The organism is Thermomonospora umbrina, from assembly GCF_003386555.1.
Classification (GTDB): Bacteria; Actinomycetota; Actinomycetes; order Streptosporangiales; family Streptosporangiaceae; genus Thermomonospora; species Thermomonospora umbrina.
The window spans coordinates 7,200,871-7,225,387 of the sequence record NZ_QTTT01000001.1; the positions used below are offsets into that span (position 1 = coordinate 7,200,871).

Sequence of the window (24,517 nt, forward strand, 5' to 3'; positions counted from 1 at the left end):
CGCCAGAGGTCGTGGGGCCGGATCAACCCATTTTCGGTTCGGAGCGCACCCGTCGGTGGTCGCCGGAGCGCTCGGTCAGCCCGCGCCGGTCCAGATGCTCCAGCAGCGGGACGACGACCCGGCGGCTGGTGTCCAGGGCCTGCTTGGCCTGCGCCACGGTGAACGGCTGCGACAGGCCCGCCAGCACGCGGACGGCCTCCTCGTCGGCCCCGGCGGGCAGCACCACGCCGTCGGCCGGCCGCAGCACGGCGCCGGACGCCACGGCGGCGGCCAGGGTCGGCCCGGTCAGGCCCAGCTCGGCCAGCCGCGCCGCCTCCGGGGCCCGGAACGGCGCCTCCGCCAGGTCCTCGCGCAGCCGTGCGACGGCCTCGACGACCTGGGGCGGCGGCCCGGCGGGCGTGCCGTACACGCGGCCGTCGGCCAGCCGCAGCGGCGGACGGATCAGCGCCGCCACGAGCCGCCGCGACGGCAGGCCCAGCCGCAGCCTGGCGGCCTCCAACGGGATGCCCGGGGCCAGCGGGCTCGCGGCGGCGTGCCGGGCCAGTTCCCCGGCCAGCCGTCGATGCAGGCCCTCCCAGTGGCCCGGGTCGGCGAGCCAGCCGTCGTCGAGCCGCACGGCGTCCACGGGCGGCACGGCCCCCATCACGGCCAGCTCGCCCTCGCGCAGCACGCCGTGCCGCCGCAGCAGCAGGCCGCCACCGGGCCGGTCGGGCCAGCTCGCCAGCTCCCGGGCGCGTTCGACACCCGCGCCACGCCGAACGAGCGTGGGCGGCCGGACGTCCAGGACCCGGACGCCGGCCACGGAGCGCCGCCCGGGGTCGCGGAGCAGGGCCCGGTCCCCGACGTGCAGCGGCAGCCGGGCGTTGAGGGTGAGGCGGGCCGTGTCGGGGCCGAGGGGACGCAGCCGCACCGGGACGGCGGCGGAGCCGAGGTGCAGGATCATCTGGCGGGCCAGCCGTCCGGACGCCTCGGCGAAGCTCAGCCGCACGTCGACGCAGGTCGTCATGGTCCAGTCCCCGGGGCTGACCAGCGCCATGCCCCGCACGACGTCGCCGTGGTCGACACCGCGCAGGTTGACCGCCACGCGGGACACGCCGGTCACCGCGTCGACGGGCTCCCTCATCGACTCCAGCGCCCGGATCCGGACGGTCCGGTCGCCCGGCGTGAGCGTCAGTTCGTCGCCGACGGCGACGGTGCCCGCGCCGAGGGTGCCGGTGACGACGGTGCCGCTGCCCTTGACGGTGAACGCGCGGTCCACCCAGAGCCGCACCGGGGCCGCCGGGTCCGGGACCGGCAGCCGGGCCGCGAGCCGGTCCAGGGCGGCGGCCAGGTCGTCGACGCCGCGACCGGTGACGGAGCTGACCGTCACCGCCTCCGCGTTGCGCAGCCCGGTGCCGTCCAGCCTCGAGCGCGCCTGGCGCAGCGCCGGGGTCGGGTCGGCGAGGTCGGAGCGGGTGACGACCAGCAGCCCGTGCCGGACCCCCAGGGCGTCGAGGGCGGCCAGGTGCTCCTGCGACTGCGGCATCCAGCCCTCGTCGGCGGCGACCACCATCATCGCGGCGGGCACCGGGCCCACCCCGGCCAGCATGTTGCCGACGAACCGCTCGTGTCCGGGCACGTCGACCAGCGCCAGCCGCAACCCCGACGGCAGCGTCGTCCAGGCGAACCCGAGGTCGATGGTCAGGCCCCGGCGGCGCTCCTCGGCCCAGCGGTCGGGCTCCATCCCGGTGAGCGCCCGGACCAGCGCGGACTTGCCGTGGTCCACGTGCCCGGCGGTCGCGACGACCTGCATCACGCCTCCCCGCCCACGGCGGCGGGCCGGGCCGAGTGCGCCGACAGCACGGCGCGGGCCACGAGGGCGTCGTCGGAGGGCGGCACGGAGCGCAGGTCCAGCATCAGTCTGCCCTGCTCGAGCCGGCCCACGACGCACCGCTCGCGCAGCGCCGGCTCGAATTCGCCGGGCAGCGCGACGGCGGCGCTGGGCAGGACGACCCCGGGCGCTCCCCCGCCGCCCACGGTGGCCTCGCCGGCCACGGCGTCGGCGGCGACCCCGTGCGCGTTCAACTCCTTCGCCAGCCGGGCGGCCCGGCGCATCAGGTCCGCCGCGTCGGCGCGCAGGGCCCGCACGACGGGCGGCTCGGGGCCGCGCAGCGTCGCCTCCAGGGCAGCCAGGGTCAGCTTGTCGACGCGCAGGGCCCGGTAGAGCGGGTGCCTGCGCAGCCGACCGACGATCTCGGCGGACCCGAGGATGAGCCCCGCCTGCGGGCCGCCCAGCAGCTTGTCCGCGCTGGCGGTGACCAGGTCGGCCCCGGCGGCCAGCACGGAGGCGGCGTCGGGCTCCCGCGGCAGGAGCGGCTCGGGGGCCAGCAGTCCGGAGCCGATGTCCACGACCAGGGGCGCGTCGAGCCGGGCCAGCCCGGCGACGTCGGCCTCGGCGGTGAACCCCTCGATCCGGAAGTTGGACGGGTGCACCTTGAGGACGAAGCCGGTCTCGGGCCCCAGCGCCTCGGCGTAGTCGGCGACGGTGGTGCGGTTGGTGGTGCCGACCTCGCGGAGCCGCGCGCCGGTGGCCGCCAGCAGCTCCGGGATGCGGAAGCCGTCGCCGATCTCGACCATCTCGCCGCGCGAGAGCACGATCTCGCGGCCGGGGGCCAGCGCGGTGGCGGCCAGCACGAGGGCGGCGGCGTTGTTGTTGACGACGGCGACGGCCTCGGCCTCCGGGCAGGACTCGCGGAGCGCGTCGAGGGCGCCCCGGCCGCGTGCGCCTCGACGGCCGGTGGCCAGGTCGTACTCGACGTCGGCGCATCCGGACACGGCGGCGACCGCGTCGCGGGCGGCGGCCGACAGCGGGGCGCGGCCCAGGTTGGTGTGCAGCAGGACGCCGGTGGCGTTCACGACGGGGCGCAGCGTGGTGGCGTGCTCGGGCAGGCCGGCGACGGCCGCGTCGGCGACCTCGCCGGGCGCGATCTCACCGGTCCGGGCCCGTTCCTGCGCCCGCACGACCGCCGCCTTCACCAGGGCGCGCCCGAGCCGCCCGGCCGCCGTCCCCAGGCGCGGGTCGGCCAGCACGGCATCGGTACGGGGCACCTGTCGCCTGGAGTCCACGCGACAGAACCTTAGGGAGGAGCGTCGGCCGGCGGAAGCACAACCCCTCCTTACGGTGAGATCCCTGTCACTTCGGGGATCGGGACCGCTCGTGGAACGCCGCTCTTGACGAAGAGGCCCTCGGCCGTGCCCCATAGGTGGAACCCCTGCCACCCCCGGAGGAGCGCATGGGAGCCTATGCGGCCGCGCACCAGCGCAGCATCACCGATCCATCGCGCTTCTGGGGGCTGGCCGCCCGGGACATCCGCTGGCTCGCCCCGCCCGACCGCGTGCTGGACGACGGGGCGCCCCCGTTCTACCGGTGGTTCACCGGCGGTGAGTTGAACACCTGCGAGAACGCGCTCGACCGGCACGTGGAGGAGGGCCACGGAGGGCGTCCCGCGCTGATCGACGGGGATCGCCGCGCCTACACCTACGCCGAGCTGCGGGACGTGGTGGCACGGTGCGCGGGGGCGTTGCGGGCGCTGGGCGTGGAGCGCGGGGACCGGGTGCTGGTGCGCCTGCCCCTGGTGGCCGAGGCGGCCATCGCACTGCTGGCCTGCGCACGGCTGGGGGCGGTGCCGGCCGTGGTGGGCGACGCCGGGCTCACCCCGGAGGGCCTGGCCGCGCGGATCGACGGCACGCGCCCCAAGGTGGTGGTCTCGGCCGCCGAGGACGCCGCGGATCTCGGCTCCGGCACGCGCAAACCCCTGCTGGACAGCGCGTTGCGGCTGGCCTCGCATACGATCGGGCACCGGATGATCTGGCGGCGCGACGCCTCCAGGACGGACACCGCGACGTCCCCTCCGCGCGACGTCGACTGGGACGAGGCCTTGGCGTCGGCGAGTCCCGCCGCGTGCGTCACGGTCGCGGCGACCGATCCCCTGCACATCCTGTTCACGCCCGGTACCGGAGGGCCTCCCAAGGGGGTCGTCCGCGACAACGGCGGGTTCGCGGTGGCGTTGCGCTGGGCGATGGAGAACGTGTACGGCGTCGGCCCGGGAGACGCCATCGGGGTCGGATCGGACGTGGGCTGGGCCGTCGGCCTGTCGTCCGCCGTCTACGGGCCGTTGGTGACCGGCTGCACGGTCGTCCTGTGCCCCGGCGGGGCCGACCCGTGGCGGCCGGCGGCCGAGCATCGGGTGAGACGGCTGATCACCACGTCGGCGGGGCTGAGGGCGCAGTGCGCGAGGGATCCCGCCGGAACGTTCCTCCGCGACCATGACCTGTCGGCCCTCCAGGGGCTGATCGCGGCCGGGGAGGCCGTGGACGAGGCGACGTTCGCGTGGGCGTCGCGGGTCCTCGGGCTCCGGGTGAGCGGGGAATGGGGGCAGGCCGAGACCGGACGGGCGATCGCCGCCAACCCGCTGGGTCTGGAGCCCATGCGGGTCACGGCGGGCTCCTCCGGCGTGCCGACGCCGGGCTTCGACGTACGGGTCCTGAACGAGCGCGGCGGGCCGGTGGGCGAGGGCGGCCACGGCGAACTGGCGATCCGGCTGCCGCTGCCGCCGGGGGCGCTGTCCACGCTGTGGCGCGAGGACGAGCGGTTCGTGGAGTCGTACCTGACCCGGCATCCCGGCCACTACCTGACCGGGGACGTCGGCCGCATCGACGCGGACGGGCAGGTCCGGGTGACGGGGCGTGCCGGGGAGGGCGGTTAGGCGTCGCCCCCGCGGGGCCACAGCGACATCGCCGCGACGACGCCGACGGCGGCGAGCGTGATCTCCAGCAGCGCCACCGGGACACCGAAGCCGCCGCCGTCCCAGTCCAGGACCCCGTGGCCCAGCCAGGCCCCGAGGAAGGCGGCGAAGACCCCCACCGCGACGGTGAGCCAGGTCGCCGGCTCCCGCCCGCCCGGCACGACCAGGCGACCGAGCCCGCCGATGATCGCGCCGAAGACGCCGGCGGTGACGATGATCCCGATGGTCATGACGACCTCCTTCCGTGCGTCCGCGCACCTCTGGGGAGGTCGCCCGGGTCCGTACCCGGAGCGCGGCGGCGCAACCGGGGCGCGGCCGGGGCGGTCAGCGAACGATGATCACGGGGCCCGGCACGGTCCGTGCGATCAGCTCGCCGATCACGGTGGCGCCCGGGACCTCCCCGGCCACCAGCAGCCCGCCGGAGGTCTGGGCGTCGGCCAGCAGCAGCCGCTCGGGCTCGCCGGTCCGGCCGAAGTCGGTGTGCGGGGCGACCCAGCCGAGGTTGCGGTGCGTTCCGCCGGAGACGAACCCGTCGCGGACGGCATCGCGGGCGCCGTCCAGGTAGGGCACGGCCGCCGCGTCGAGCACCGCGGTGACCCCGCCGGCCCGGGCCAGCTTGTAGAGATGGCCGAGCAGACCGAACCCCGTCACGTCGGTGGCCGCCCGCGCCCCGGCGTCCAGCGCGAGTTGCGAGGCGTCCGCGTTCAGGGCCGTCATGGCGGCGACGGCCTGCGGGAACACCTCGCCGGTGGCCTTGTGGCGGGTGTTGAGGACCCCGATGCCCAGCGGCTTGGTCAGCGACAGCGGCAGCCCCGGTCGGGCCGCGTCCAGCCGCAGCAGCCGCGCGGGGTCGGCGAGGCCGGTCACCGCCATGCCGTACTTGGGCTCGGCGTCGTCGATGCTGTGGCCGCCGGCCACCGCGCAGCCGGCGCGGGCGGCGACGTCGCGGCCGCCGCGCAGCACCTCGCGGGCCAGCTCCATCGGCAGCGTGTCGCGCGGCCAGCCCAGCAGGTTGACCGCCATGACGGGACGGCCGCCGACCGCGTAGACGTCGGAGAGGGCGTTGGCGGCGGCGATCCGGCCCCAGTCGTAGGGGTCGTCGACCACGGGGGCGAAGAAGTCGACGGTGGAGACCACGGCCCGATCGCCCTCGATGCGCAGCACGGCCGCGTCGTCGGCGTCGTCCAGCCCGATGATCATCGTCTCGTCCCCCGCCGGCGGGGACCCGGCGGGCGGCGTCCCCAGGGCGAGCCCGGCGACCATCTCCTCCAGCTCGCCCGGCGGGATCTTGCAGGCGCAGCCGCCGCCGCGGGCGTACCGGGTCAGCCGTACGGGGGTCACAGCCGGACACTATGACACCGCCGCACCGGGCGATCAAGGGTGCCCGGGCCCGGACGCGCAGATCACGTAGGGTCGGCGGCGGAGGCGTGCGAGCGCCTGGTGGCCTCCCTGATCTTCAAAATCAGTGGACCCGAGCATCTCGGGTCGGCGGGTTCGATTCCCGTACGCCTCCGCGCCCCGCCCGTGTCACGTCACCGGCACGATCTCCGCCCGGACCAGCTCCCCGTCCCGGACGTCCAGGAGCCCGACGGTGCCGTGCGGCTGACGACGGCGGTCGGTCGGCGATCCGGGGTTGAACAGGCGCAGTCCGTCGCCGCTCTCGTCCAGCGGGATGTGCGAGTGGCCGAAGACCACCAGCTCGGCCGCGGGGAAGCGACGGCGCATCCGGGCGAGGCGGCCCTTGGCGGGACCGCTGTCGTGGATCATCGAGACGCGCAGGCCGTCCAGGTCGAGGTCCAGCGTCTCCGGGACGCCCCGGGCGGCCAGGTCCGGCCCGTCGTTGTTGCCCAGCACCGCCCGCACCGGCGCGTACCCGGCCAGCTCGTCCAGGACCTCGGTGGTGCAGACGTCGCCCGCGTGCAGGATCAGGTCCGCGCCGCGCAGGAGGGCGGCCACCGCCGGCGGGCACGAGCGCCAACGGCGCGGCGCATGCGTGTCGGACAGCACGGTCACGTGCACGGTTCGGCCCTACCCTCGTTGGCGAGGCCCACGCGACTGACAGAGTCAGTCATGGGGAGGGCAAGATGGGTCAATCATCTCCACCCCGCCCGCCCCCCGACCGCGGGCTCGACCGAGCGGAGGTCCGCGTGCGCGAAGGACCCATGGAACGGCTTCCGGCGATCCCCTTCTGGGAGGCGCTCGGCGAGGCCGAACGGGCCCTCCTGCGCCGTGCGGGTCGGGTGCGCGAGTTCCGCCCGGGCGCCGAGCCGCTGTGCTTCGAGGGCGACGCCTCCACGCACGTCATCATCATCATGGAGGGCTGGGCCAAGGTCATCTCCCCCACCGGGTCCGGCCGCGAGGTGGTGCTGGCGGTGCGGGGTCCCGGCGACATGGTCGGCGAGGTCTCCGCGATGTTCGACCGGCCCCGATCGGCGACCGTGCAGCCGCTGGTGAACATCACGGCGCTGAGCGTGCCCGCGCAGCGGTTCCGGACCTTCCTCGACGACAACCCGCAGTGCTGGTGGCCGCTGATGGCCACGGTGGTGGACCGGATGGGCGACCTGGGCAACCGGCTGCGCGTGCACGCCGGCTCGGACGGCACCTGCCGGCTGGCGCACCTGCTGGTCCATCTGGCCGAGCTGTCGCTGCGGTACCGGCCGGCGACCGCCGACGGGCGCATCCAGATCCTGCCGCCGCTGTCCCAGGCGGACCTGGGGAGCTGGGTGGACGCCTCCCGGGAGACGGCCGCCCGCGGCTTCGGCGAGCTGCGCGACCAGGGGCTGGTGGCCACGGCGTACAAGAAGGTCACGGTGCTGGACCTGCCAGGGCTGCGCGGCTTCGTGGCCCGGTGCGCCACGGACTCCTGACCGGCCTGCTGCTAACGTGCCGCCCGTGACGGACGCGAACGACCCCTCGAACGACCGGCCGGACGACGAGTACGCGGCGACGTTCCGGATGGTGGACCTCGACGGCGACGGCCACATCTCGCTGGCCGAGCTGAAGTCCCTGATGCGGGCGCTCGGCCGCGAGATCGGTCACGCCCGGGCCGTCGAGGTGATGGTGCAGGCCGACGGCAGCCGCGACGGCAAGCTGTCGCTGGCCGAGTTCGCCGCGTTCATGCGGTCGAACCCCCGCTAGCCGCCCGGGCGCGCTCGGCGGGCCGGACGAGGCCGAGTTCCTCGGCGAACCAGGCGATGGTGCGGCGCAGCCCCTCGGTGTTGGGGACGCGCGGACCCCAGCCGAGCCGTTCCCGCGCGAGGGTCGTGTCGGGGCAGCGGACCGTGGGGTCGTCGGTCGGGCGCTCGACGAACGCGATCGGCGACTCCGAGCCGGTCAGGTCACGGATGGTGCGGGCCAGCTCCAGGACGGTCGTCTCCTCGGAGTTGCCGATGTTGACGGGCCCGGCGAGCCGGTCGCGGGCCAGCGCGAGGATGCCGGACACGGTGTCGTCCACGTAGCAGATCGACCGGGTCTGGGAGCCGTCCCCCGCGACGGTCAGCGGCTCGCCCGCCAGCGCCTGGCGGATGAACGTGGGGATGGCGCGGCCGTCGTGCGGGCGCATCCGGGGACCGTAGGTGTTGAAGATCCGGACGATGCCGGTGTCGACGTCGCGGCTGTTGCGGTAGGCGGTCGTCAGGGCCTCCGCGTACCGCTTCGCCTCGTCGTAAACGCTGCGGGGGCCGACCGGGTTGACGTTGCCCCAGTAGTCCTCGCGCTGCGGATGGCGCAGCGGGTCGCCGTACACCTCGCTGGTGGAGGCGAGGACGAACCGCGCCCCCTTCTCCCTGGCCAGGCCCAGCGCGTGCAGGGTGCCGAGCCCGCCGACCTTGAGGGTCTCCACCGGCAGCTTGAGGTAGTCGATGGGCGAGGCCGCCGACGCGAAGTGCATCACCAGGTCCACATCGCCGGGCACGTGAACGAACCCGGTCAGGTCGCACTCCACCACCCGGAACCCCGGCCGGCCCATCAGGTGGGCCACGTTGTGCGGCGTCCCGGTCAGGAAGTTGTCCATGCAGATGACGCCGACCCCGTCGCGCAGCAGCCGTTCGCACAGGTGGGAGCCCAGGAACCCGGCCCCTCCCGTCACCACGGCGCGGCGGATGCGGCGTTGCGCGATGCCCGTCATGCGGCCTCCCCTCCATCGTGCACTCGACTGCGGGCCCGTTCGACGAGCCTGCTGGTGGAACGGCCCTCCAGGTAGGGCAGCAGCACCACCTGCCCACCGTGGCGGCGGACGATGTGGGCCTCCGGCAGGTCGGCGGAGGCGTAGTCGGCGCCCTTGACCCACAGGTCCGGGCGGAGCCGTTCCAGCAGGCCGGCCGGGGTCGGCTCCTCGAAGACGAGCACGGCGTCCACGCAGTCGAGCGCGGCGAGCACGCGGGCCCGGTCCTGCTCGGGCATCACCGGACGCCCCGGGCCCTTCAGGCTGCGCACCGACGCGTCGGAGTTCAGGCACACCACGAGGAGGTCCCCCAGGGCGCGGGCCTGGCGCAGCAGGCCGACGTGCCCTGGATGCAGGAGGTCGAAGCATCCGCCGGTGCCGACCACGGTGCCGCCGCGCTCGCGCACCCGCCGCACCGCGTGCCAGGGGTCGTCCGCCGGGGGCTCGGGTTCGACGGCGGGATCGCCGGAGGCGACGAAGGCTGCGGCCTGCCGCACCGCCTCGGTGACGGCCTCGCCGAGCAGCCCGCCGTCCGCGAGGGCCAGGGCGGCGGCGGCGGAGAAGCAGTCGCCCGCGCCGCACGCGTCGACGCGGCCCGGGGTCCTCGGCGCGGTGACCACGTACGGGACGTCGTCGCCGACCGACAGCAGGGCGCCGCGCTCCCCGAGCGTCACCGCGACGCCGGCGGCCTTCCAGCGCGGCACGAGCACGGCGGCGTCGGCGGCGGCCCGGGCGAGCGGATCGCCGCCGGCCTCGGGGGTGTCGGCGAACGCACGGGCCTCGGCCTGGTTGGGCGTCACCAGCCGGGCGGCGTGCACGGGCGGCGCCCCGCGCGGATGCGGGTCCCACACCACGGGGACGTCCCTCGGCAGGGCGGCGAGCATCCGCCGCACCTCCTCGTGCGCGGCGGTCCCCCGCCCGTAGTCGGCCACCAGCACGGCCCCGGCGGAGCGCAGCGTCCGCCGGAGGCGTTCGCGGCGGTCGCCGCCGAGGGCCTCGGCCATCCGGCCGTCGCCCTGGTCGACGCGGACCAACGACTGGCCGGCGGCGCGCACCCGCGTCTTGCGGACGGTGGTCCCGTCCAGCGGCAGCGGCAGCAGTTCCACCCGTTCCGCCAGCAGTCGGGCGAGGTCGGCGCCGGGGGCGTCCCCGCCGATCGGGGCGGCCAGCACGACGTCGCGGGCCGACAGCCCGGCGGCGAGGGTGGCGGCCAGGCCCGCCCCTCCGGCGCGGCGGTGTTCGCGGACGCCGCCGACGACGGGCACCGGGGCGTCCGGGGACACCCGTTCGACGGCGCCCTCGAGGTCGACGTCGAGCAGCGCGTCGCCCAGGACGACCAGCGGCCCGCCCCTCACGTCGCCACCGCCCGCCGGTCGACCGCCAGGACGCCCCGGTCGACCGCGGCGCAGAGCAGGTGGACCACGGCGAGGTGGACCTCCTGCACGGTGGCGGTCGAGGGCGCGTCGATCGTCAGGGCCCGCTCGCACATCCCGGCCAGCGGGTTGGGCGCCGGGCCGGTCAGGGCCCAGGTCCGCAGCCCCTCCTCCGCCGCGGCGCGGGCGGCGGCGAGCACGTTGCGGCTGGTGCCGCTGGTGGACAGGCACAGCAGCACGTCGCCGGGCCTGCCGTGGGCCCGCACCTGGCGGGCGAACACCTCGTCGGGGCCGTAGTCGTTGACGATCGCGGTGAACGCCGAGGTGTCGCCGTGCAGCGGGATCGCCGACAGCGCCCGGCGCTCACCGTCGAACCGGCCCACCAGCTCGGCGGTCAGATGCTGGGCCTGCGCGGCGCTGCCGCCGTTGCCGCAGGCCAGCAGCCTCCCGCCGGAGTCCAGCACGGCGGCCAGGTCGCGCCCCCACTCCTCCAGCAGGTCGCCGCGCCGGCGCAGCCCGCGCAGCGCGATCTCCAGCCTGGTCAGGTGCGCCTCGGTCAGGGGATGGCTCATGACCTCGCTCCCTTCGTGCCGCCGACGAGACCGCCGACCAGACCGGCGACCTCGGCCGGCTCGTCCCGACCGGAGAGCCGCTCGTACACCGACTCGGTGGTGGCGGCGATCCGGTCCCAGGAGTACAGCGCCCGCGCGCGGCGGGCGCCCGCCCTGCCCAGCCGGGCCCGAAACCGGTGGGCGCCCAGCGTCGCGCGCAGCCGGTCGGCGAGCGCGACGGGGTCGCGCGGCGGCACCTGGAGTCCCGTGACGCCGTCGATGACGGTGTCGAGGTGGCCGCCGACCGCCGACGCGATCACCGGGGTCCCGCAGGCCATCGCCTCCACCGGGACCATCCCGAACGGCTCGTACCACGGCACGCTCACCACGACGTCGGCCGAGCGCATCAGGGCGGGGGCCTCGTCGTGCGGCACCCGGCCCAGGAAGACCACCCGGTCGGCGACACCGTGCTCGGCCGCCAGCGCCCGCAGCCGCCGGACCTCGGGGTCGTCGTCGAGCTCGTCCCCGCCGGGACCGCCGGCGACGATCAGCTCGGCCCCCGGGACCTCCGGCATGGCCTCGATGACGGTGTCGATGCCCTTGCGGGGCACCATCCGGCCGATGCACAGCACCCGGGGCCGGTCCCCGCGCGGGGCCACGGGCCCGGAGGCGCGGAAGAGCCCGAGGTCGACGCCGCAGGGGATCACCACCGCGGAGTCCGGCCGGACTCTATACGCGCATAGTTCTCGGACCTCGTTGGAACAGGTCGCGATGACGGACTGCACCTCCCTGGCCACCCGGGGCTCCAGCCAGCGCCGCTCCGGCGGGCTGGTGTCGGCCTCCCGCTGGTGCCGGCGCTTGACGACGCCGAGCGCGTGGAACGTCTGCGCGACCGGCACGTCCAGGTCCGCGGCGGCGGCCAGCGCGGCGTACCCGCTCATCCAGAAGTGGGCGTGCACCACGTCGGGCCGTCCGGCCGCCCAGCGGTCCGCCAGTCGGTCGGCGAAGTCCGGCATCCAGGGCAGCAGCTCGTCCTTCGGGATCGGGCGCGGCGGGCCGGCCGGCACGTGCTCGACCACGACGCCCGGCGCCAGGGGGACCCGGTCGGGCGGGTCGGGCGCGTCCCTCCGGGTGTGCACGGTGACGTCGTGGCCCCGCGCGCCCAGCGCCGTGGCGAGCGCCGCGACGTGGACGTTCTGCCCGCCCGCGTCCGCACCCCCCAGCACCGCCAGCGGGCTGGCGTGTTCGGAAACCATATGGATGATCAAAGGCTTCTCCTCCGCAATGGTCGAGACGCGCACGCGGTGAGCAGTGTCCGGAAACGCCGACCTGAAACGCCCGGGTCGGGCCGCCGATAATGGCGTGATCTGCGGAGACGCCGTCTCCTGGGGCTTTCGGGCGTTCGGTGTTTGACCCCGATCCCTCGGGAGAAAAGGCGGCCTGACACGTTGCCTCGGGACTGGAGGGACGATGCGCGTACTCGGCGTCAATGCCGTGTTCCACGATCCGGCGGCGGCCCTCGTCATCGACGGGGAGGTCGTGGCGGCGGCCGAGGAGGAACGGTTCAGCCGCCGCAAGCACGGCAAGAGACCGGTGCCGTTCTCCGCGTGGGAGCAACCGGCGGGTGCGGCGGCGTGGTGCCTGGAGCGGGCGGGACTGACACCCGCCGACCTCGATCTGGTCGGTTTCTCCTACGATCCGTCGCTGGTCCTTCCGGCGGACGAAATGGGCCTCGACGATCCCTGGGACCATCTGCGCACCGAATTCGCGCGCCGGGCGCCGGGTTTCCTCGCGGACGCGCTTCCGGGGCTGGATCCGTCGCGGGTGACGTTCCTGCCGCATCACGTGGCGCACGCCGCGTCCGCGGGATTGGCGGTCGGCGACCGTTCGTGCAGCGTGCTGGTGTGCGATGGGCGCGGTGAGGCGCATTCGCATCTGGCGGGCCGTTACCGCGACGGCGTGCTGGAACCGCTGGCGAGCCAGCGGCTGCCCCATTCCCTCGGGCTGATGTACGAGGAGCTCACCGCACATCTGGGATTCCTGCGGTCTTCGGACGAGTACAAGGTGATGGCCTTGGCGTCCTATGGGAAGCCGCGCCATCTGGACTTCCTCCGCGAGAGGGTCCGCGCCACGGGCGACGGCGGCTTCGTCACCGAGTGGATCGACTGGACGGACCTCGCGCCGCCCCTGGCCGCCGGGGGCGAGTGGACGGAGGCGCACGCCGACCTGGCCGCCAGCGTGCAGCGGCGGCTGGAGGAGGTGCTGCTGGACCTGGCGGGCTGGCTGCACGAGCGCACCGGGGACCGCACGCTGGCGATGGCCGGCGGCACCGCCCTCAACTGCGTCGCCAACACCGTGCTGGCCCGGCGGGGACCCTTCGAGAAGGTGTGGGTGCAGCCGGCGGCGGGCGACGCGGGCACGGCGCTGGGCGCGGCCCTGCATCTGGCGGCGGCCGGCGGTGAGCCCGCCTGGACGATGACGGGCGCCGACCTCGGCCGGGGGTTCGGCGACGGCGAGATCGAGGAGGCGCTGCGCCGCGCCCGGGTGCCCTACGACCGGCCCGCCGACGTCGCCGAGGCGGCGGCCGAGGTGCTCGCCGGCGACGGCATCGTGGCCTGGTTCCAGGGCCGCTCGGAGTACGGGCCGCGCGCCCTCGGGCACCGGTCGCTGCTGGCGCATCCGGGCCGGCGCGCCAACCTGGAACGGCTCAACGACGTGAAGGGCCGCGAGCAGTTCCGGCCGGTGGCCCCCATGGTGCGGCTGGACCGGGCCGCCGAGATCTTCGAACGCGGGCCCGTTCCGAGCCCGTACATGCTGTTCGTCCACGATGTGGCGCCGCACTGGCAGGACCGGATCCCCGCCGTGGTGCACGTGGACGGCACCGCCCGGGTGCAGACGGTCGATCCGGGCGTCGAACCGCTGGTGGCCCGGCTGCTGGACGCCTTCGAGCGCCGCACCGGCCTGCCGGTGCTGGTGAACACCAGCCTCAACACGGCCGGGCGGCCCATGGTGGACGACGTGCGGGACGCCCTGGAGTGCTTCGGCTCGACACCGGTGGACCTGCTGGCGATCGGACCCTTCACGGTGCGGCGATGATCGAGTACTCGGTCGTCGTGCCGACGCTGGGCCGGCCCTGTCTGCGGGCCTGTCTGGAGGCGCTGGCGACCGCCGAGGGCCCGCCGCCGGAGCGGGTGGTGCTCGTCGACGACCGCCCGCTGGGCTCGCCGCCGCTGGACCCGCCCGACGACCTCGCCAAGATCACCGACGTGGTGGCCTCCGGGGGTGTGGGGCCGGCCGCCGCCCGCAACCTCGGCTGGCGGTGCACGCACACGCCCTGGGTCGCCTTCCTGGACGACGACGTGCGGGTCGCGCGCCGCTGGCGGACCCGCCTGGTCGAGGACCTCGCCGAGCAGCCGCCGGACGTCGCCGGGGTGCAGGGCCGCATCGACGTGCCCCTGCCGCCCGGCCGTCGCCCCACGGACTGGGAGCGCGGCACGGCCGGCCTGGCGCGGGCCCGGTGGATCACCGCCGACATGGCGTTCCGACGTGCCGCGCTGGCCGAGTCGGGGGGCTTCGACGAGCGGTTCCCCCGGGCGTTCCGCGAGGACGCCGACCTGGCGCTGCGGCTGGAGGGCGACGGCTGGTCGCTGGCGCGCGGCGTTCGGCGCACCGCGCATCCGGTGCGGCCCGCCTCGCCGTGGGTCAGCGTCCGGCAGCAGGCGGGCAACGCCGACGACGCGCTCATGCGGGCGCTGCACGGGCCCGGCTGGCACGCGCGGGCCGGGGAGGCGCCGGGCCGCCGCGCCCGCCACCTGGCGATCACCGCCGCCGGACTGGCCGCCGGGGGGCTCTCCCTGGTCGGCCGGCGCGGGCTCGCCGCGCTGGCGGGCGCGGGGGCCCTCGCCGGGGTCGCCGAGTTCGCCGCCGCCCGGATCGCCCCGGGGCCCCGGACGGCGCGGGAGCTCGCCGCGATGACGGCCACCAGCCTGATGATCCCGCCCGTCGCGGCCCTGTGGTGGCTGCGCGGCCTGTACGCGGCCCGGGAGGCGCGGCCGTGGCCGGGACCGGCGAAGGCGGTGCTGTTCGACCGGGACGGGACCCTCGTCCGCGACGTCCCCTACAACGGGGACCCGACGCGGGTGGAGCCGATGCCCGGGGCGCTGAGGGCCGTCGCGCTGGCACGGGCTCGGGGGCTGTCCGTCGGGGTGGTCAGCAACCAGTCCGGCATCGGGCGCGGGCTGCTGACCCGCGACGAGGTCGACGCGGTCAACCGGCGGGTCGACGAGCTGCTGGGCCCGTTCGACACCTGGCAGGTGTGCCCGCACCGGGACGACGACGGGTGCCGCTGCCGCAAGCCCGCGCCCGGCATGGTGGAGCAGGCGGCCGCCGAGCTGTGGCTGGCCCCGCACGAGTGCGTGGTCATCGGAGACATCGGCGCCGACGTGGGCGCGGCCCGCGCGGCGGGGGCCCGGTCGGTGCTGGTCCCGACCCGGGAGACCCGCCCGGAGGAGACCGTCGGCGCCCGCGTCGCCGGCGACCTGGAGACCGCCGTGCGGTACGCGACCGGCGACGTTCCCGGAGCGGCCCTGTGGCGCTGACGGAGGGGGCCCGGCGGGGGCGGGCGCTCGTCGTGCGCCTGGACAGCGCCGGGGACGTGCTGCTTGCGGGCCCGGCGGTCCGGTCGGTGGCGGCCCGACGCGGACGCGTGACGATGCTCACGAGCCCGCTGGGCGAGGCCGCCGCCCATCTGCTGCCCGGGGTGGACGAGGTCATGGTGTGGTCGGCTCCTTGGGTGCTCGCCGACGCGCCCCCCGTCCGCCCCGCGGCACTCTCGGAGCTGGTCGACCGGCTGGCGGCGGGCGGGTTCGACGACGCGCTCGTGCTGACGTCGTTCCACCAGTCGCCGTTGCCGACGGCGCTGGTGCTGCGGCTGGCCGGTGTCGGCCGCATCGCGGCGATCAGCGTGGATTACCCGGGGAGCCTGCTGGACGTCCGGCACGGTGTGGACGACGACATCCCCGAGCCGGAGCGGGCCCTGTCGTTGGCGGCGGCGGCGGGCTTCCCGCTGCCGCCGGGCGACGGGGGCGACCTCGCCGTGCGCCGTCCGCTGCCCGACACGGGGCACCTGACCGGCCCGGGGCCGTACGTCGTCGTGCATCCGGGCGCCGCCGCGCCGGCCCGCCGATGGCCGCCGGAGCGGTGCGCGGAGGCCGTCGCCGAACTCGCCCGTCGCGGTCGGCGGGTGGTGGTCACGGGCGCGCCGTCCGAGCGCGGGCTGACGGCCTTCGTCGCCGGGCGGGACGGGCTGGACCTCGGGGGGCGCACCGGGCTCGCCGGGCTGGCGTCCGTCCTCGCCGGGGCCGACGCCCTGGTGGTCGGCAACACCGGGCCGGCCCACCTGGCGGCGGCGGTGGGCACGCCGGTGGTCTCGCTGTACTCGCCGGTGGTGCCCGCCGTCCGGTGGGCCCCCTACGGGGTGCCGCACGTCCTGCTGGGCGACCAACTGGCGCCCTGTCGCGACACCCGGGCCCGCGAGTGCCCCGTGCCCGGCCATCCCTGCCTGTCCCGGGTCGCCGCCGACGAGGTCGCCGAGGCGGTGGACATGCTCACCGCTCACGTCCTGGAGAAAGGGGACGCCCGTTGAGGATCCTCATCTGGCATGTGCACGGCTCGTGGACGACGGCGTTCGTGCAGGGCCCGCACACCTACCTGGTCCCCGTCACGCCGGATCGCGGCCCTGACGGGAGGGGCCGGGCGCGCACGTGGGACTGGCCCGCGTCGGTGAAGGAGGTGCCCATGGACCGGCTTCAGGAGGCCGAGCCGGACGTGGTGATCCTCCAACGCCCGCACGAGGAGCGGCTGGTGCGCCGCCACATGGGCCGTCGGCCCGGCGCGGACCTTCCCGCGATCTACCTGGAGCACGACGCCCCGTGGGGCGAGGTCCCGCTCACCCGGCACCCGGTGGCCGACCGGCCCGATCTGCTGATGGTGCACGTCACCCACTTCAACAGGCTCTTCTGGGACTGTGGGACGACCCCCGCGCGGGTGGTGGAGCACGGCGTCGTCGACCCCGGGCCCCGCTGGACGGGGGAGATCGCGCACGCGGCGGTGGTGGTCAACGAGCCGCTGCGACGCGGCCGGTACGTGGGCACCGACCTGCTGCCGTCCGTGAGCGCGGGCACCCCGCTGGACATCTTCGGAATGGGCGTGACCGCGCTGCCCGGCAGGCTCGGCGTGCCCGCCGCCCGGGCGTACGAGGACCTGCCGCAGTCGCGCATGCACGAGGAGCTGGCGTTGCGCCGCGCCTACCTGCATCCGGTGCGGTGGACGTCGCTCGGGCTGTCGCTGCTGGAGGCGATGCACCTCAGCATGCCCGTGGTGGCGCTGGCGACGACCGAGGTGGTCGAGGCGGTGCCGCCCGGCGCCGGGTTCGTCTCCACCGATCCGGACGTGCTGGCCAGGGCGCTGCGACGGCTGATGAACGACCCCGCCGAGGCCGCCGAGGTCGGCAAGGCGGCCCGGGAGGCGGCGCTGGAACGGTACGGGCTGGGCCGTTTCCTGGACGAGTGGGAGCGGGTGCTGGCGGAGGCGACCGCGTGACCCGACCGGCCGTCCTGGTCCTGCGGGCGCTGGGCCTCGGGGACTTCCTCACGGGGGTGCCGGCCTACCGGGCCCTCCGGGCGGCCCATCCGGACCACGAGATGGTCTTGGCGGCCCCGCCGGTCCTGGCCCCGGTGGTGGAGCTGTGCGGCGCGTTCGACCGCCTGTCGCCGACGGGGGAGCTCGAGCCGGTCGACTGGCCGGGGCCGTCGCCGGACGTGGGCGTCGACCTGCACGGCAACGGCCCGGCGAGCCATGACCTGGTGACCGCGACGGGTGCGCGCAGGCTGCTGATGTACGGGGACGGCGGCCCGGCGTGGGACGACGATGAGCACGAGGTCCACCGTTGGTGCAGGCTGCTGGAATGGTGGGGCCTGCCGACCGATCCCACCGCGCTGCGTCTGAGCCCGCCCGTCGTGCCCGCACCCGTCGACGACGCCGTGATCGTGCATCCGGGAGCCGCCGCCGGGAGCCGCCGCTGGCCTCCGGGCCGGTTCGCCGCCGTGGCGGAGCGCCTCGCCTCGGCGGGCGAACGCGTCGTCCTGACCGGCACGCCCCGCGAACGTCCCCTGGCCGAGGAGGTCGCCGCGCGCGCCGGCCTGCCGGCGGCATCGGTGCTCGCGGGCCGCACGGGCCTGGCCGAACTCGCCGCGCTGGTGTCCCGGGCGCGCCTCGTGGTCAGCAACGACACCGGCGTGGCGCATCTCGGGTTCGCCTACGCCAGGCCGTCCGTGACCCTGTACGGCCCGGTCTCCCCCGCGCTGTGGGGACCGCCCCGGGGCGTTCGACGGCACGTGGTCCTCTGGCACGGGGACGGCGGCAGGCCGGGCGACGCGTGGGGTTCGGCACCGGACCCGCGCCTTCTGGACATCACCGTCGAGGAGGTCATGGACGCCTCACGGGCGGCGCTCCGTCAACCGACGTAGCGGCGCGCCGGCGAGTTCCGCTGCGGCTCCTCCAGCAGCCGCAGGCCCCGTTCGACGTGCTCGGGGACGACCCGGCGTTCGCGCAGCACCCAGGGCAGGCCGGCCAGCGCGGCGCCCACCGCCCGGACGCTGGCCGCGTCGCGGGGCACCGACCGCAGGACGGTCGCCGTGCGCCGGACGGCGGGGACCACCGGTCGACGCAGCCAGGTGGTCCACAGGGTGTTGCGGATCCCGAGCATCCGCCGCAGCCGGGGATCGCGGGCGGTGGAGGCGGCGTGGTGGACGACGACGTCCTCCGCCCAGCACAGCCACCAACCCCGGGAGGCGAGGTCCATGCTCAGCAGCTCCTCCTCGCCGCCGATCCACAGCCGGTGCGAGAACCCGCCGGCCTCCCGGAAGGCGCACGTGCGCAGCATCGAGGCCCCCGCCAGGATGCTCATCAGCGCGGGCCCCGGCATCCAGTCCGGCGCGGGCACCGGAGAGTGCCGCAGTTCGGGCGTGATGGGGTCCTCGCGGAGGTCCGGCTCGACCAGGATGCGCCCCGTGACCGACGCCAGCCGCCCGTGGGCGTCGAGGAGGTCGGCGGCCCGGGCCAGCGCGCCGGGCTCCCACCAGGTGTCGTCGTCGCAGAACGCCACGTACGGGGTGTCGAGCCGCTCGACCGCGAGGTTGCGCCCCACCGCCCCCAGGTTCACCGGGCTGCGGATCACATGGACCTCGGGATGGCTCCGCTCGACCGCGTCGGCGCTGCCGTCCCGCGAGCCGTTGTCCACCACGTGGATCGACGGGCGTTCCGGGAGCGCCGTCATGTGCGCCAGCGTCCGCAGCAGCTCCTCCCGGCGGTCGCGGGTGATGACGACGACGCCCACGCGGCCGTCGGTCATCCGGCCCCCTCGACCAACCGGACGGCGTGCTCGACGTGCCGGGGCACGGGCCGCCTGCGGGCCAGCGCGGCGGGCAGGCGCCGCAGCGCCCCGGCGAGGGCGGCGCGCGCATCGGAGTCCCCCACGGCCGCCCCCGCGAGCCGTGCGGTCTCTCCGAGCGCCACCCCCGCCGGGCGCCGCATCCATACGGTCAGCAGCGAGTTCCGAAGCTCGGCACGGCGCCGCCACCCGGTCGACGGACGCGACGAGGACGGCTCGTGCACCGCCACGACGTCCGGTACGTAGCACAGGTCCCAGCCCCGACCGGCCAGCTCCAGGGCCAGCATCCGCTCCTCCCCGATGAAGAACAGCAGCCGGTCGAAGCCCCCCGCCTCCAGGAACGCCTCGCGGCGCACCACCGACGCGCAGGCCAGGAACCCCAGCACCCGCGGGCCGGGCAGGTCGCCCTCGACGGGCAGCGGCCCGGCGGCCATCGCCGCGTTGATCGGGTCCTCGGCGCGTTCGGGCCCCACCAGCGTGCGCGCCGCGATCAGCCCGAGCCGGGGATGGGCCTCCAGGACCTCCACGGCGCGGCGCAGCGCGCCCGGCTCCCACCAGGAGTCGTCGTCGCTGAACGCCACGTACGGCGTGCGGGCCGCCCGCGCGCCCACCGTGCGGGCGGCGGCGCCGTGGTTGCGCGCCAGACGGATGACCCGCACGCGCGGGAATCCCGCCGGGACGGCGGCGTCGGTGCCGTCGGAGGAGTCGTTGTCGACCACGATGATCGCCGGGGCCTCCGGCAGGGCGGTCAGCCGCTCCAGCGTGCGGAGCAGTTCCACCCGACGGTCGCGCGTGGCGATCACCACGGTCAGCCGGTCGTCCATGCGGCCCCCTCTCCTCCTCCGGGCCCTCCGCCGTACCCCGCCCCCGCCGGGCAAACCCCGAGGGGTCCGTTTGGGCGGCGGCACGGGGGTAGGGCGGCCTTACGTCACGAGGCAAGGGACCTTTATGAGAGCGACAGTCATCAACTGCACCCTCAAACCGTCGCCGGAGCCCTCCAACACCGAGGCGCTGGCCGAGGTTGTCGCCACCGAGCTGCGGCAGCGGGGGGTCAAGGTCGACGCCGTCCGCGCCGTGGACCGCGACATCCGGCCCGGCGTCGAGACCGACATGGGCGAGGGCGACGAGTGGCCCGAGATCCACCGGATGCTGCTGGCCTCCCAGATCCTGATCATCGCCACCCCCACCTGGGTGGGCCGGCCGTCCTCGGTCGCCCAGCGGGTCGTCGAGCGGATGGACGCGATGATCTCCGAGACCGACGACGCGGGCCGCCCGGTGGCCTACAACCGGGTCGCGGGCGTGATCAACACCGGCAACGAGGACGGCGCCCACCACGTGATCAGCGAGATCAACGGGGCCCTGGCCGACATCGGCTACACGATCCCCGGCCAGGCGTGGACGTACTGGCATCTCGGCCCGGGACCGGGCCCGAACTACCTCGACGACGACAAGGGCCACGACTGGGCCGCGAGCACCGGGCGGGCGATGGCCTCCAACCTGGTGGCCGTCGCCGAGGCGCTGGCCGCCCGGCCCATCCCGCCGCCCCCGCAGTGACCCCGGAGGGACGCAGATGAAGGCACTGACCTGGCACGGCAGGCGCGACGTCCGCGTGGAACGGGTCCCCGACCCGTCCATCAAGGAGCCCACCGACGCGATCGTGCGGATCACGAGTACCGCGATCTGCGGCTCGGACCTGCACCTGTACGAGGTGCTGGGGCCGTTCCTCGGGGAGGGCGACATCCTCGGCCATGAGCCCATGGGAGTGGTCGAGGAGGTCGGCTCCGAGGTCACGCGGATCAAGCCCGGCGACCGGGTGGTGATCCCGTTCACCATCTCCTGCGGCCACTGCCACACCTGCGACCAGCGGCTGTACGCCCAGTGCGAGACCACGCAGGTCCGCGACCAGGGCATGGGCGCGGCGCTGTTCGGCTACACCAGGCTGTACGGGGAGGTGCCGGGCGCGCAGGCCGAATACCTGCGGGTGCCGCAGGCGCAGTTCGGTCCGATCAAGGTCCCCGAGGGACCCCCGGACGAGCGGTTCCTGTACCTGTCGGACGTGCTGCCCACGGCGTGGCAGGCGGTCGCGTTCGCCGACGTCCCCGACGGCGGCAGCGTCGCCGTCCTGGGGCTCGGGCCGATCGGGCAGATGTGCGCCCGCGTCGCCCGGCACCTGGGATACCGGGTGATCGGCGTGGACCCCGTGCACGAGCGCGCCGAGATGGCGCGTCGGCACGGCGTCGAGGTGGTGGGCCCGGGACAGGTGGACGTGGCCGCCGACGCGATCCGGGACATGACCCACGGGCGGGGCGCCGACTCGGTGATCGACGCCGTCGGGATGGAGGCGCACGGCTCCCCCGGCGCCAAGCTGGCGCAGACGGTCACCGGGCTGATGCCCGACCGGGCGGCGGCGTCGCTGATGTCCCGTGCGGGCGTGGACCGGCTCGCGGCCCTGCACCAGGCGATCGACGCGGTACGACGCGGCGGCACCATCTCGGTCGTCGGGGTCTACGGGGGCATGACCGACCCGCTGCCGATGCTGCGGATGTTCGACAAGGGCATCACGCTGCGGATGGGCCAGGCCCACGTGCGTCGTTGGGTCGACGACCTGATGCCGCTGGTGACCGATGACGCCGATCCCCTGGGGACCATGGACCTGACGACCCACCGACTGCCCCTGGAGCGGGCTCCGCACGGTTACGAGATCTTCCAGAAGAAGCGGGACGGCGCCATCAAGGTGCTGCTCAACCCCTGAGAACGCCGGCGGCCCGCGGCCGGCTCTCGTACTCTGGAAGAGAGGCGGGCCCTTCCGTCGGGCCGCCCGTGCCGGGACCCTGGATCCCTCGACTCCAGGAGGCCTCCGTGACCGAGACGCCCATCGCGCCGCCGCGGGTGATCGTCGGGGTCGACGACTCCGACGCGTCGCGCTGGGCGCTGTCCTGGGCCCTCGGCGAGGCCCGGTTGCGCGGCATGGAGGTGCTGCTCGTCCACGTCGCCCCGGTGCCCCCGTACGCGGCGGCGGCCGGCGCGCCCGGGCACGCGGCGTTCGCCGGGCTGCGGGACGCCGGCGGCGAGCTGATCACCCGGATGCTCACCGAGGTGCGCGAGGGCGGCTGCGACGCGGCCCGGGTCTCCGGCATGACGCTGCTGGGCGCGCCCGGCGACGCGCTGGTGCGGTTGGCCCGCGAGGAGGACATCCTCGTCGTGGGGCGCAGCGGGCGCGGCCTGGTGTCCCGGATGCTGCGGCCGTCGGTGCACCGGCACTGCGCGGCGTACGCCCGTTCGACGCTGGTCTGCGTGTCCCCGCCCACGATCGAGGCGCTCACCGTCCCCGGGGCCCCCGGCGAACGGCACGCCCGCCGCCGGCTCTGGCGACGCGGCCCCGACTCCGGCGGGATCCCCGGACTCGGAGCGTGAACGAGGGGGCGGCCGCTCAGCCGTCCGCGCCGCCGAGCCGGATGTCGAAGAAGACCCTGGTGTTCACCACCGACGTCACCGAGACGGTGATCTGACGGCTGGTGCCGTCCTCGAAGTGCAGCGTGCACTCCATGGTGACGCCGACCTCGCCGCGCAGGTCGCCGGGGCAGGTGACGGAGCGGGGCGGCCCGTCGAGTTGCGGGGTGAGCTGTCGGAGCGCCTCCACCTCGACCTGCGTCCGCGTCACGATGGGCGCCGTGGAGGTGTTCGGGGCGCCGGTCGGCGTGGGCTCGGGGCGACGCGCCGGGGCGGTGATGTCGTAGTTCACGGTGTCGCCGTCCACGGAGGTGACCTTGACGTTGACGACGCGGTCGACGCCGCTCGCGGTCACCAGCTCGCACCGGATCTCGGAGCCGACGATGCCGCGCAGGTCCACGGGGCAGTCCACGGAGCGCGGCGGTCCGCCGAGCTGCCCGGCGAGCTTGGCGGAGATCTGGGTCTCGATCTCCGACGCGGCCACCGTCTCCTCGAAGAGGGTGGCGCATCCGGTGGTGAGCCCGGTGACGAGGGCGGTGCCGAGCAGGGCGGGGACAAGGAGCTTGCGCATGGATTCCTCGGTCGGTCGAGTCGTTGACGTTCTCGACGATCTCGTCCGCGCCGTCCCGCCGCCCAGTGTCCCCGGTCCCGTCGCCGTGGGGACTCCCCGCGAGACGCCGCCGGGACGGCGGCACGGCGCGACCGGGACACCGGTCAGGGCCGGACCGGTCAGGAGGACTCGACGAACCGGGCACCGGCGACCTGGAGCCGGTAGGTGCAGCCGCCGGCGGACGGTCTGATGTCGACGAACTCGCAGACCTGCCGGGCGAGCCACAGCCCGTCGCCGGGCCGGCCGTCCAGGGTGGGCGGGCGGAAGCCGAGGAACGGGTCGCCGGGCCGGCCGCCGGGCACGTGCACGTCGCAGACGACGGAGCCGCCCTGCTCCCAGACCCGCACGGCGGCCTTGCCCGCGCCCACGTCGCGGACGTGCGCGGCGACCTCCGACAACGCCATCACGAACAGCGAGGCCCGCTCTCCCGCCAGCCCGTGCGCGGCGGCCCGGGCGGCGGCGAACCGGCGCAACGGACGCAGCCCGCCGTCGAACCCGAAGGCGGCGGCGTCGGCCGGCGGCGGGTCGAGCGGCGCGGCGTCGCAGCGGCCGGCGAACTCGTGCGGGTCGACGTAGCCGTCGGTCGGGGCGATCTCGGTGCCGTCGACCCGGCCGGGGTGGGTGCACAGCGACTCGGCCACGATCTCGGCGGGCGCCGACCGGGTGTCGTACGGGCAGATCATCCAGATGCCGGTGCCGTCGAGGACCGTGTTGAGGCCCGACTCCATCCGCCGCCAGGCCAGCACCTCGCGGGCCGACTTGCCCGGCCAGATCGGCTCCGCCAGGATCCGGGCGTTGCGCGCGTCGCCGCCCTGTCGCCGCCACCAGCGGTGGAAGGCCGCCACGCGCTGCGGCGGCCGACGGCCGAAGTAGAGGCTCTCGGCGCGGTCGACGCGCCCCGCGGCGGGGCCGAGCGCCGTGCCGAGCAGGTCGAGGTTGTGCGACGTGGTCGTGACGAGCACCGGCTCGGACCGCTCCAACGCACCCTCGACGAACGGCACCGCCATCGCGAGGAATTCCTCGTCGGAGCCGTAGACGCACGTGTGGTGCGTGAAGCTCTGCACTGCCACACCCCAACTCTCAGGGGCAGCCCGGGGGGACGGTCGTCGGGCCGGGCGACGGGCTCCGCCCGGCCCCA

At 75.7% G+C, this 24,517-nt stretch carries 24 protein-coding genes and 1 tRNA gene; 12 read left to right on the forward strand and 13 right to left on the reverse strand.

What is annotated here, in order from left to right; genetic code table 11:
* Positions 1-22 precede the first annotated feature (22 nt).
* Complete coding sequence (gene selB, locus DFJ69_RS32740; RefSeq protein ID WP_116026149.1) at positions 23-1,792, reverse strand: selenocysteine-specific translation elongation factor; 1,770 nt, start codon at positions 1,790-1,792, stop codon at positions 23-25.
* Positions 1,792-3,105 (reverse strand): L-seryl-tRNA(Sec) selenium transferase, encoded by a 1,314-nt coding sequence (gene selA, locus DFJ69_RS32745; RefSeq protein ID WP_211328895.1) that lies wholly within the window; start codon positions 3,103-3,105, stop codon positions 1,792-1,794. Before selA ends, selB begins: the two co-directional genes overlap by 1 nt.
* A gap of 167 nt (positions 3,106-3,272) precedes the next feature.
* On the opposite strand from selA, the gene DFJ69_RS32750 reads away from it, so the two are divergent.
* Complete coding sequence (locus DFJ69_RS32750) at positions 3,273-4,745, forward strand: AMP-binding protein (protein ID WP_116026151.1); 1,473 nt, start codon at positions 3,273-3,275, stop codon at positions 4,743-4,745.
* On the opposite strand, the gene DFJ69_RS32755 is transcribed toward DFJ69_RS32750, so the two are convergent.
* Entirely contained in the window at positions 4,742-5,014 is a 273-nt protein-coding gene (locus DFJ69_RS32755; protein WP_116026152.1) for a GlsB/YeaQ/YmgE family stress response membrane protein, read from the reverse strand. The two genes, DFJ69_RS32750 and DFJ69_RS32755, sit on opposite strands and share 4 nt — an antisense overlap.
* Before the next feature lie 94 nt (positions 5,015-5,108).
* Positions 5,109-6,125: a selenide, water dikinase SelD gene (gene selD / locus DFJ69_RS32760; RefSeq protein WP_116026153.1), complete on the reverse strand. Its 1,017-nt coding sequence runs from the start codon at positions 6,123-6,125 to the stop codon at positions 5,109-5,111.
* Positions 6,126-6,205: 80 nt separating this feature from the next.
* Here selD and DFJ69_RS32765 point away from each other — a divergent pair.
* A tRNA-Sec gene (locus tag DFJ69_RS32765) sits at positions 6,206-6,299 on the forward strand.
* 12 nt (positions 6,300-6,311) lie between these two features.
* Here DFJ69_RS32765 and DFJ69_RS32770 read toward each other — a convergent pair.
* On the reverse strand, positions 6,312-6,803 hold the full coding sequence (locus DFJ69_RS32770) for a metallophosphoesterase family protein (protein WP_116026154.1): 492 nt from the start codon (positions 6,801-6,803) through the stop codon (positions 6,312-6,314).
* Positions 6,804-6,946: 143 nt separating this feature from the next.
* Between DFJ69_RS32770 and DFJ69_RS32775 the strand changes: the two genes are divergently transcribed.
* Together DFJ69_RS32775 and DFJ69_RS32780 are read left to right on the forward strand one after the other, a co-directional pair.
* Positions 6,947-7,651, forward strand: a complete 705-nt coding sequence (locus DFJ69_RS32775) for a Crp/Fnr family transcriptional regulator (RefSeq protein WP_116026155.1) — start codon at positions 6,947-6,949, stop codon at positions 7,649-7,651.
* A gap of 25 nt (positions 7,652-7,676) precedes the next feature.
* Entirely contained in the window at positions 7,677-7,922 is a 246-nt protein-coding gene (locus tag DFJ69_RS32780) for an EF-hand domain-containing protein (RefSeq protein WP_281275938.1), read from the forward strand.
* On the opposite strand, the gene DFJ69_RS32785 is transcribed toward DFJ69_RS32780, so the two are convergent.
* From DFJ69_RS32785 to DFJ69_RS32800, 4 genes are read right to left on the reverse strand one after another with little or no spacing between them, the layout of a single operon-like run.
* Entirely contained in the window at positions 7,900-8,910 is a 1,011-nt protein-coding gene (locus DFJ69_RS32785) for a UDP-glucuronic acid decarboxylase family protein (protein WP_116026156.1), read from the reverse strand. The two genes, DFJ69_RS32780 and DFJ69_RS32785, sit on opposite strands and share 23 nt — an antisense overlap.
* The gene (gene rfaE2 / locus DFJ69_RS32790; RefSeq protein WP_116026157.1) at positions 8,907-10,301 is read right to left on the reverse strand and encodes a D-glycero-beta-D-manno-heptose 1-phosphate adenylyltransferase; all 1,395 of its coding nucleotides are present in this window, start codon (positions 10,299-10,301) and stop codon (positions 8,907-8,909) included. The genes DFJ69_RS32785 and rfaE2 overlap by 4 nt, the downstream gene beginning before the upstream one ends.
* Positions 10,298-10,891 (reverse strand): D-sedoheptulose-7-phosphate isomerase, encoded by a 594-nt coding sequence (locus DFJ69_RS32795; RefSeq protein ID WP_116026158.1) that lies wholly within the window; start codon positions 10,889-10,891, stop codon positions 10,298-10,300. The genes rfaE2 and DFJ69_RS32795 overlap by 4 nt, the downstream gene beginning before the upstream one ends.
* A complete protein-coding gene (locus DFJ69_RS32800) occupies positions 10,888-12,138 on the reverse strand; it encodes a glycosyltransferase (RefSeq protein WP_116026159.1) in 1,251 nt (416 codons plus the stop codon). Before DFJ69_RS32800 ends, DFJ69_RS32795 begins: the two co-directional genes overlap by 4 nt.
* Before the next feature lie 202 nt (positions 12,139-12,340).
* Here DFJ69_RS32800 and DFJ69_RS32805 point away from each other — a divergent pair, with 202 nt between their 5' ends.
* From DFJ69_RS32805 to DFJ69_RS32825, 5 genes are read left to right on the forward strand one after another with little or no spacing between them, the layout of a single operon-like run.
* Positions 12,341-13,966 carry a carbamoyltransferase family protein gene (locus DFJ69_RS32805; RefSeq protein ID WP_116026160.1) on the forward strand — a complete coding sequence of 542 codons (1,626 nt, stop codon included), beginning with the start codon at positions 12,341-12,343 and terminating at the stop codon, positions 13,964-13,966.
* Positions 13,963-15,468: an HAD-IIIA family hydrolase gene (locus tag DFJ69_RS32810; protein ID WP_116026161.1), complete on the forward strand. Its 1,506-nt coding sequence runs from the start codon at positions 13,963-13,965 to the stop codon at positions 15,466-15,468. The genes DFJ69_RS32805 and DFJ69_RS32810 overlap by 4 nt, the downstream gene beginning before the upstream one ends.
* Positions 15,459-16,514: a glycosyltransferase family 9 protein gene (locus DFJ69_RS32815; protein ID WP_245974669.1), complete on the forward strand. Its 1,056-nt coding sequence runs from the start codon at positions 15,459-15,461 to the stop codon at positions 16,512-16,514. Before DFJ69_RS32810 ends, DFJ69_RS32815 begins: the two co-directional genes overlap by 10 nt.
* Complete coding sequence (locus tag DFJ69_RS32820; RefSeq protein ID WP_116026162.1) at positions 16,511-17,470, forward strand: glycosyltransferase; 960 nt, start codon at positions 16,511-16,513, stop codon at positions 17,468-17,470. The genes DFJ69_RS32815 and DFJ69_RS32820 overlap by 4 nt, the downstream gene beginning before the upstream one ends.
* Positions 17,467-18,396: a glycosyltransferase family 9 protein gene (locus tag DFJ69_RS32825; protein WP_116026163.1), complete on the forward strand. Its 930-nt coding sequence runs from the start codon at positions 17,467-17,469 to the stop codon at positions 18,394-18,396. The genes DFJ69_RS32820 and DFJ69_RS32825 overlap by 4 nt, the downstream gene beginning before the upstream one ends.
* Here DFJ69_RS32825 and DFJ69_RS32830 read toward each other — a convergent pair.
* Positions 18,384-19,280, reverse strand: coding sequence for a glycosyltransferase family 2 protein (locus tag DFJ69_RS32830; RefSeq protein WP_116026164.1), 897 nt, complete (start codon positions 19,278-19,280; stop codon positions 18,384-18,386). The two genes, DFJ69_RS32825 and DFJ69_RS32830, sit on opposite strands and share 13 nt — an antisense overlap.
* On the reverse strand, positions 19,277-20,143 hold the full coding sequence (locus DFJ69_RS32835; protein WP_116026165.1) for a glycosyltransferase family 2 protein: 867 nt from the start codon (positions 20,141-20,143) through the stop codon (positions 19,277-19,279). The genes DFJ69_RS32830 and DFJ69_RS32835 overlap by 4 nt, the downstream gene beginning before the upstream one ends.
* A gap of 124 nt (positions 20,144-20,267) precedes the next feature.
* Here DFJ69_RS32835 and DFJ69_RS32840 point away from each other — a divergent pair, with 124 nt between their 5' ends.
* From DFJ69_RS32840 to DFJ69_RS32850, 3 genes are all read left to right on the forward strand, one after another.
* Positions 20,268-20,873, forward strand: coding sequence for a flavodoxin family protein (locus DFJ69_RS32840; protein WP_116026166.1), 606 nt, complete (start codon positions 20,268-20,270; stop codon positions 20,871-20,873).
* A 16-nt stretch (positions 20,874-20,889) separates the two neighbouring features.
* Complete coding sequence (locus tag DFJ69_RS32845) at positions 20,890-22,071, forward strand: zinc-dependent alcohol dehydrogenase (RefSeq protein ID WP_116026167.1); 1,182 nt, start codon at positions 20,890-20,892, stop codon at positions 22,069-22,071.
* A gap of 107 nt (positions 22,072-22,178) precedes the next feature.
* Positions 22,179-22,733: a universal stress protein gene (locus DFJ69_RS32850; RefSeq protein ID WP_170177903.1), complete on the forward strand. Its 555-nt coding sequence runs from the start codon at positions 22,179-22,181 to the stop codon at positions 22,731-22,733.
* Between the two features lie 16 nt (positions 22,734-22,749).
* Here the strand turns inward: DFJ69_RS32850 and DFJ69_RS32855 are convergent, their stop codons facing one another.
* Together DFJ69_RS32855 and DFJ69_RS32860 are read right to left on the reverse strand one after the other, a co-directional pair.
* Positions 22,750-23,340: a DUF4333 domain-containing protein gene (locus tag DFJ69_RS32855; protein ID WP_116026169.1), complete on the reverse strand. Its 591-nt coding sequence runs from the start codon at positions 23,338-23,340 to the stop codon at positions 22,750-22,752.
* A gap of 158 nt (positions 23,341-23,498) precedes the next feature.
* Positions 23,499-24,449, reverse strand: coding sequence for an MEDS domain-containing protein (locus DFJ69_RS32860; RefSeq protein ID WP_170177904.1), 951 nt, complete (start codon positions 24,447-24,449; stop codon positions 23,499-23,501).
* Positions 24,450-24,517: the final 68 nt, after the last annotated feature.

Coding starts and splice junctions, on each gene's coding strand:
- DFJ69_RS32830 (WP_116026164.1), bottom strand. CDS start 19,280: ATGACCGACGGCCGCGTGGGCGTCGTCGTCATCACCCGCGACCGCCGG.
- DFJ69_RS32845 (WP_116026167.1), top strand. CDS start 20,890: ATGAAGGCACTGACCTGGCACGGCAGGCGCGACGTCCGCGTGGAACGG.
- DFJ69_RS32785 (WP_116026156.1), bottom strand. CDS start 8,910: ATGACGGGCATCGCGCAACGCCGCATCCGCCGCGCCGTGGTGACGGGA.
- DFJ69_RS32855 (WP_116026169.1), bottom strand. CDS start 23,340: ATGCGCAAGCTCCTTGTCCCCGCCCTGCTCGGCACCGCCCTCGTCACC.
- DFJ69_RS32755 (WP_116026152.1), bottom strand. CDS start 5,014: ATGACCATCGGGATCATCGTCACCGCCGGCGTCTTCGGCGCGATCATC.
- DFJ69_RS32750 (WP_116026151.1), top strand. CDS start 3,273: ATGGGAGCCTATGCGGCCGCGCACCAGCGCAGCATCACCGATCCATCG.
- selB (WP_116026149.1), bottom strand. CDS start 1,792: ATGCAGGTCGTCGCGACCGCCGGGCACGTGGACCACGGCAAGTCCGCG.
- DFJ69_RS32805 (WP_116026160.1), top strand. CDS start 12,341: ATGCGCGTACTCGGCGTCAATGCCGTGTTCCACGATCCGGCGGCGGCC.
- DFJ69_RS32795 (WP_116026158.1), bottom strand. CDS start 10,891: ATGAGCCATCCCCTGACCGAGGCGCACCTGACCAGGCTGGAGATCGCG.
- DFJ69_RS32775 (WP_116026155.1), top strand. CDS start 6,947: ATGGAACGGCTTCCGGCGATCCCCTTCTGGGAGGCGCTCGGCGAGGCC.
- DFJ69_RS32840 (WP_116026166.1), top strand. CDS start 20,268: ATGAGAGCGACAGTCATCAACTGCACCCTCAAACCGTCGCCGGAGCCC.
- DFJ69_RS32835 (WP_116026165.1), bottom strand. CDS start 20,143: ATGGACGACCGGCTGACCGTGGTGATCGCCACGCGCGACCGTCGGGTG.
- DFJ69_RS32810 (WP_116026161.1), top strand. CDS start 13,963: ATGATCGAGTACTCGGTCGTCGTGCCGACGCTGGGCCGGCCCTGTCTG.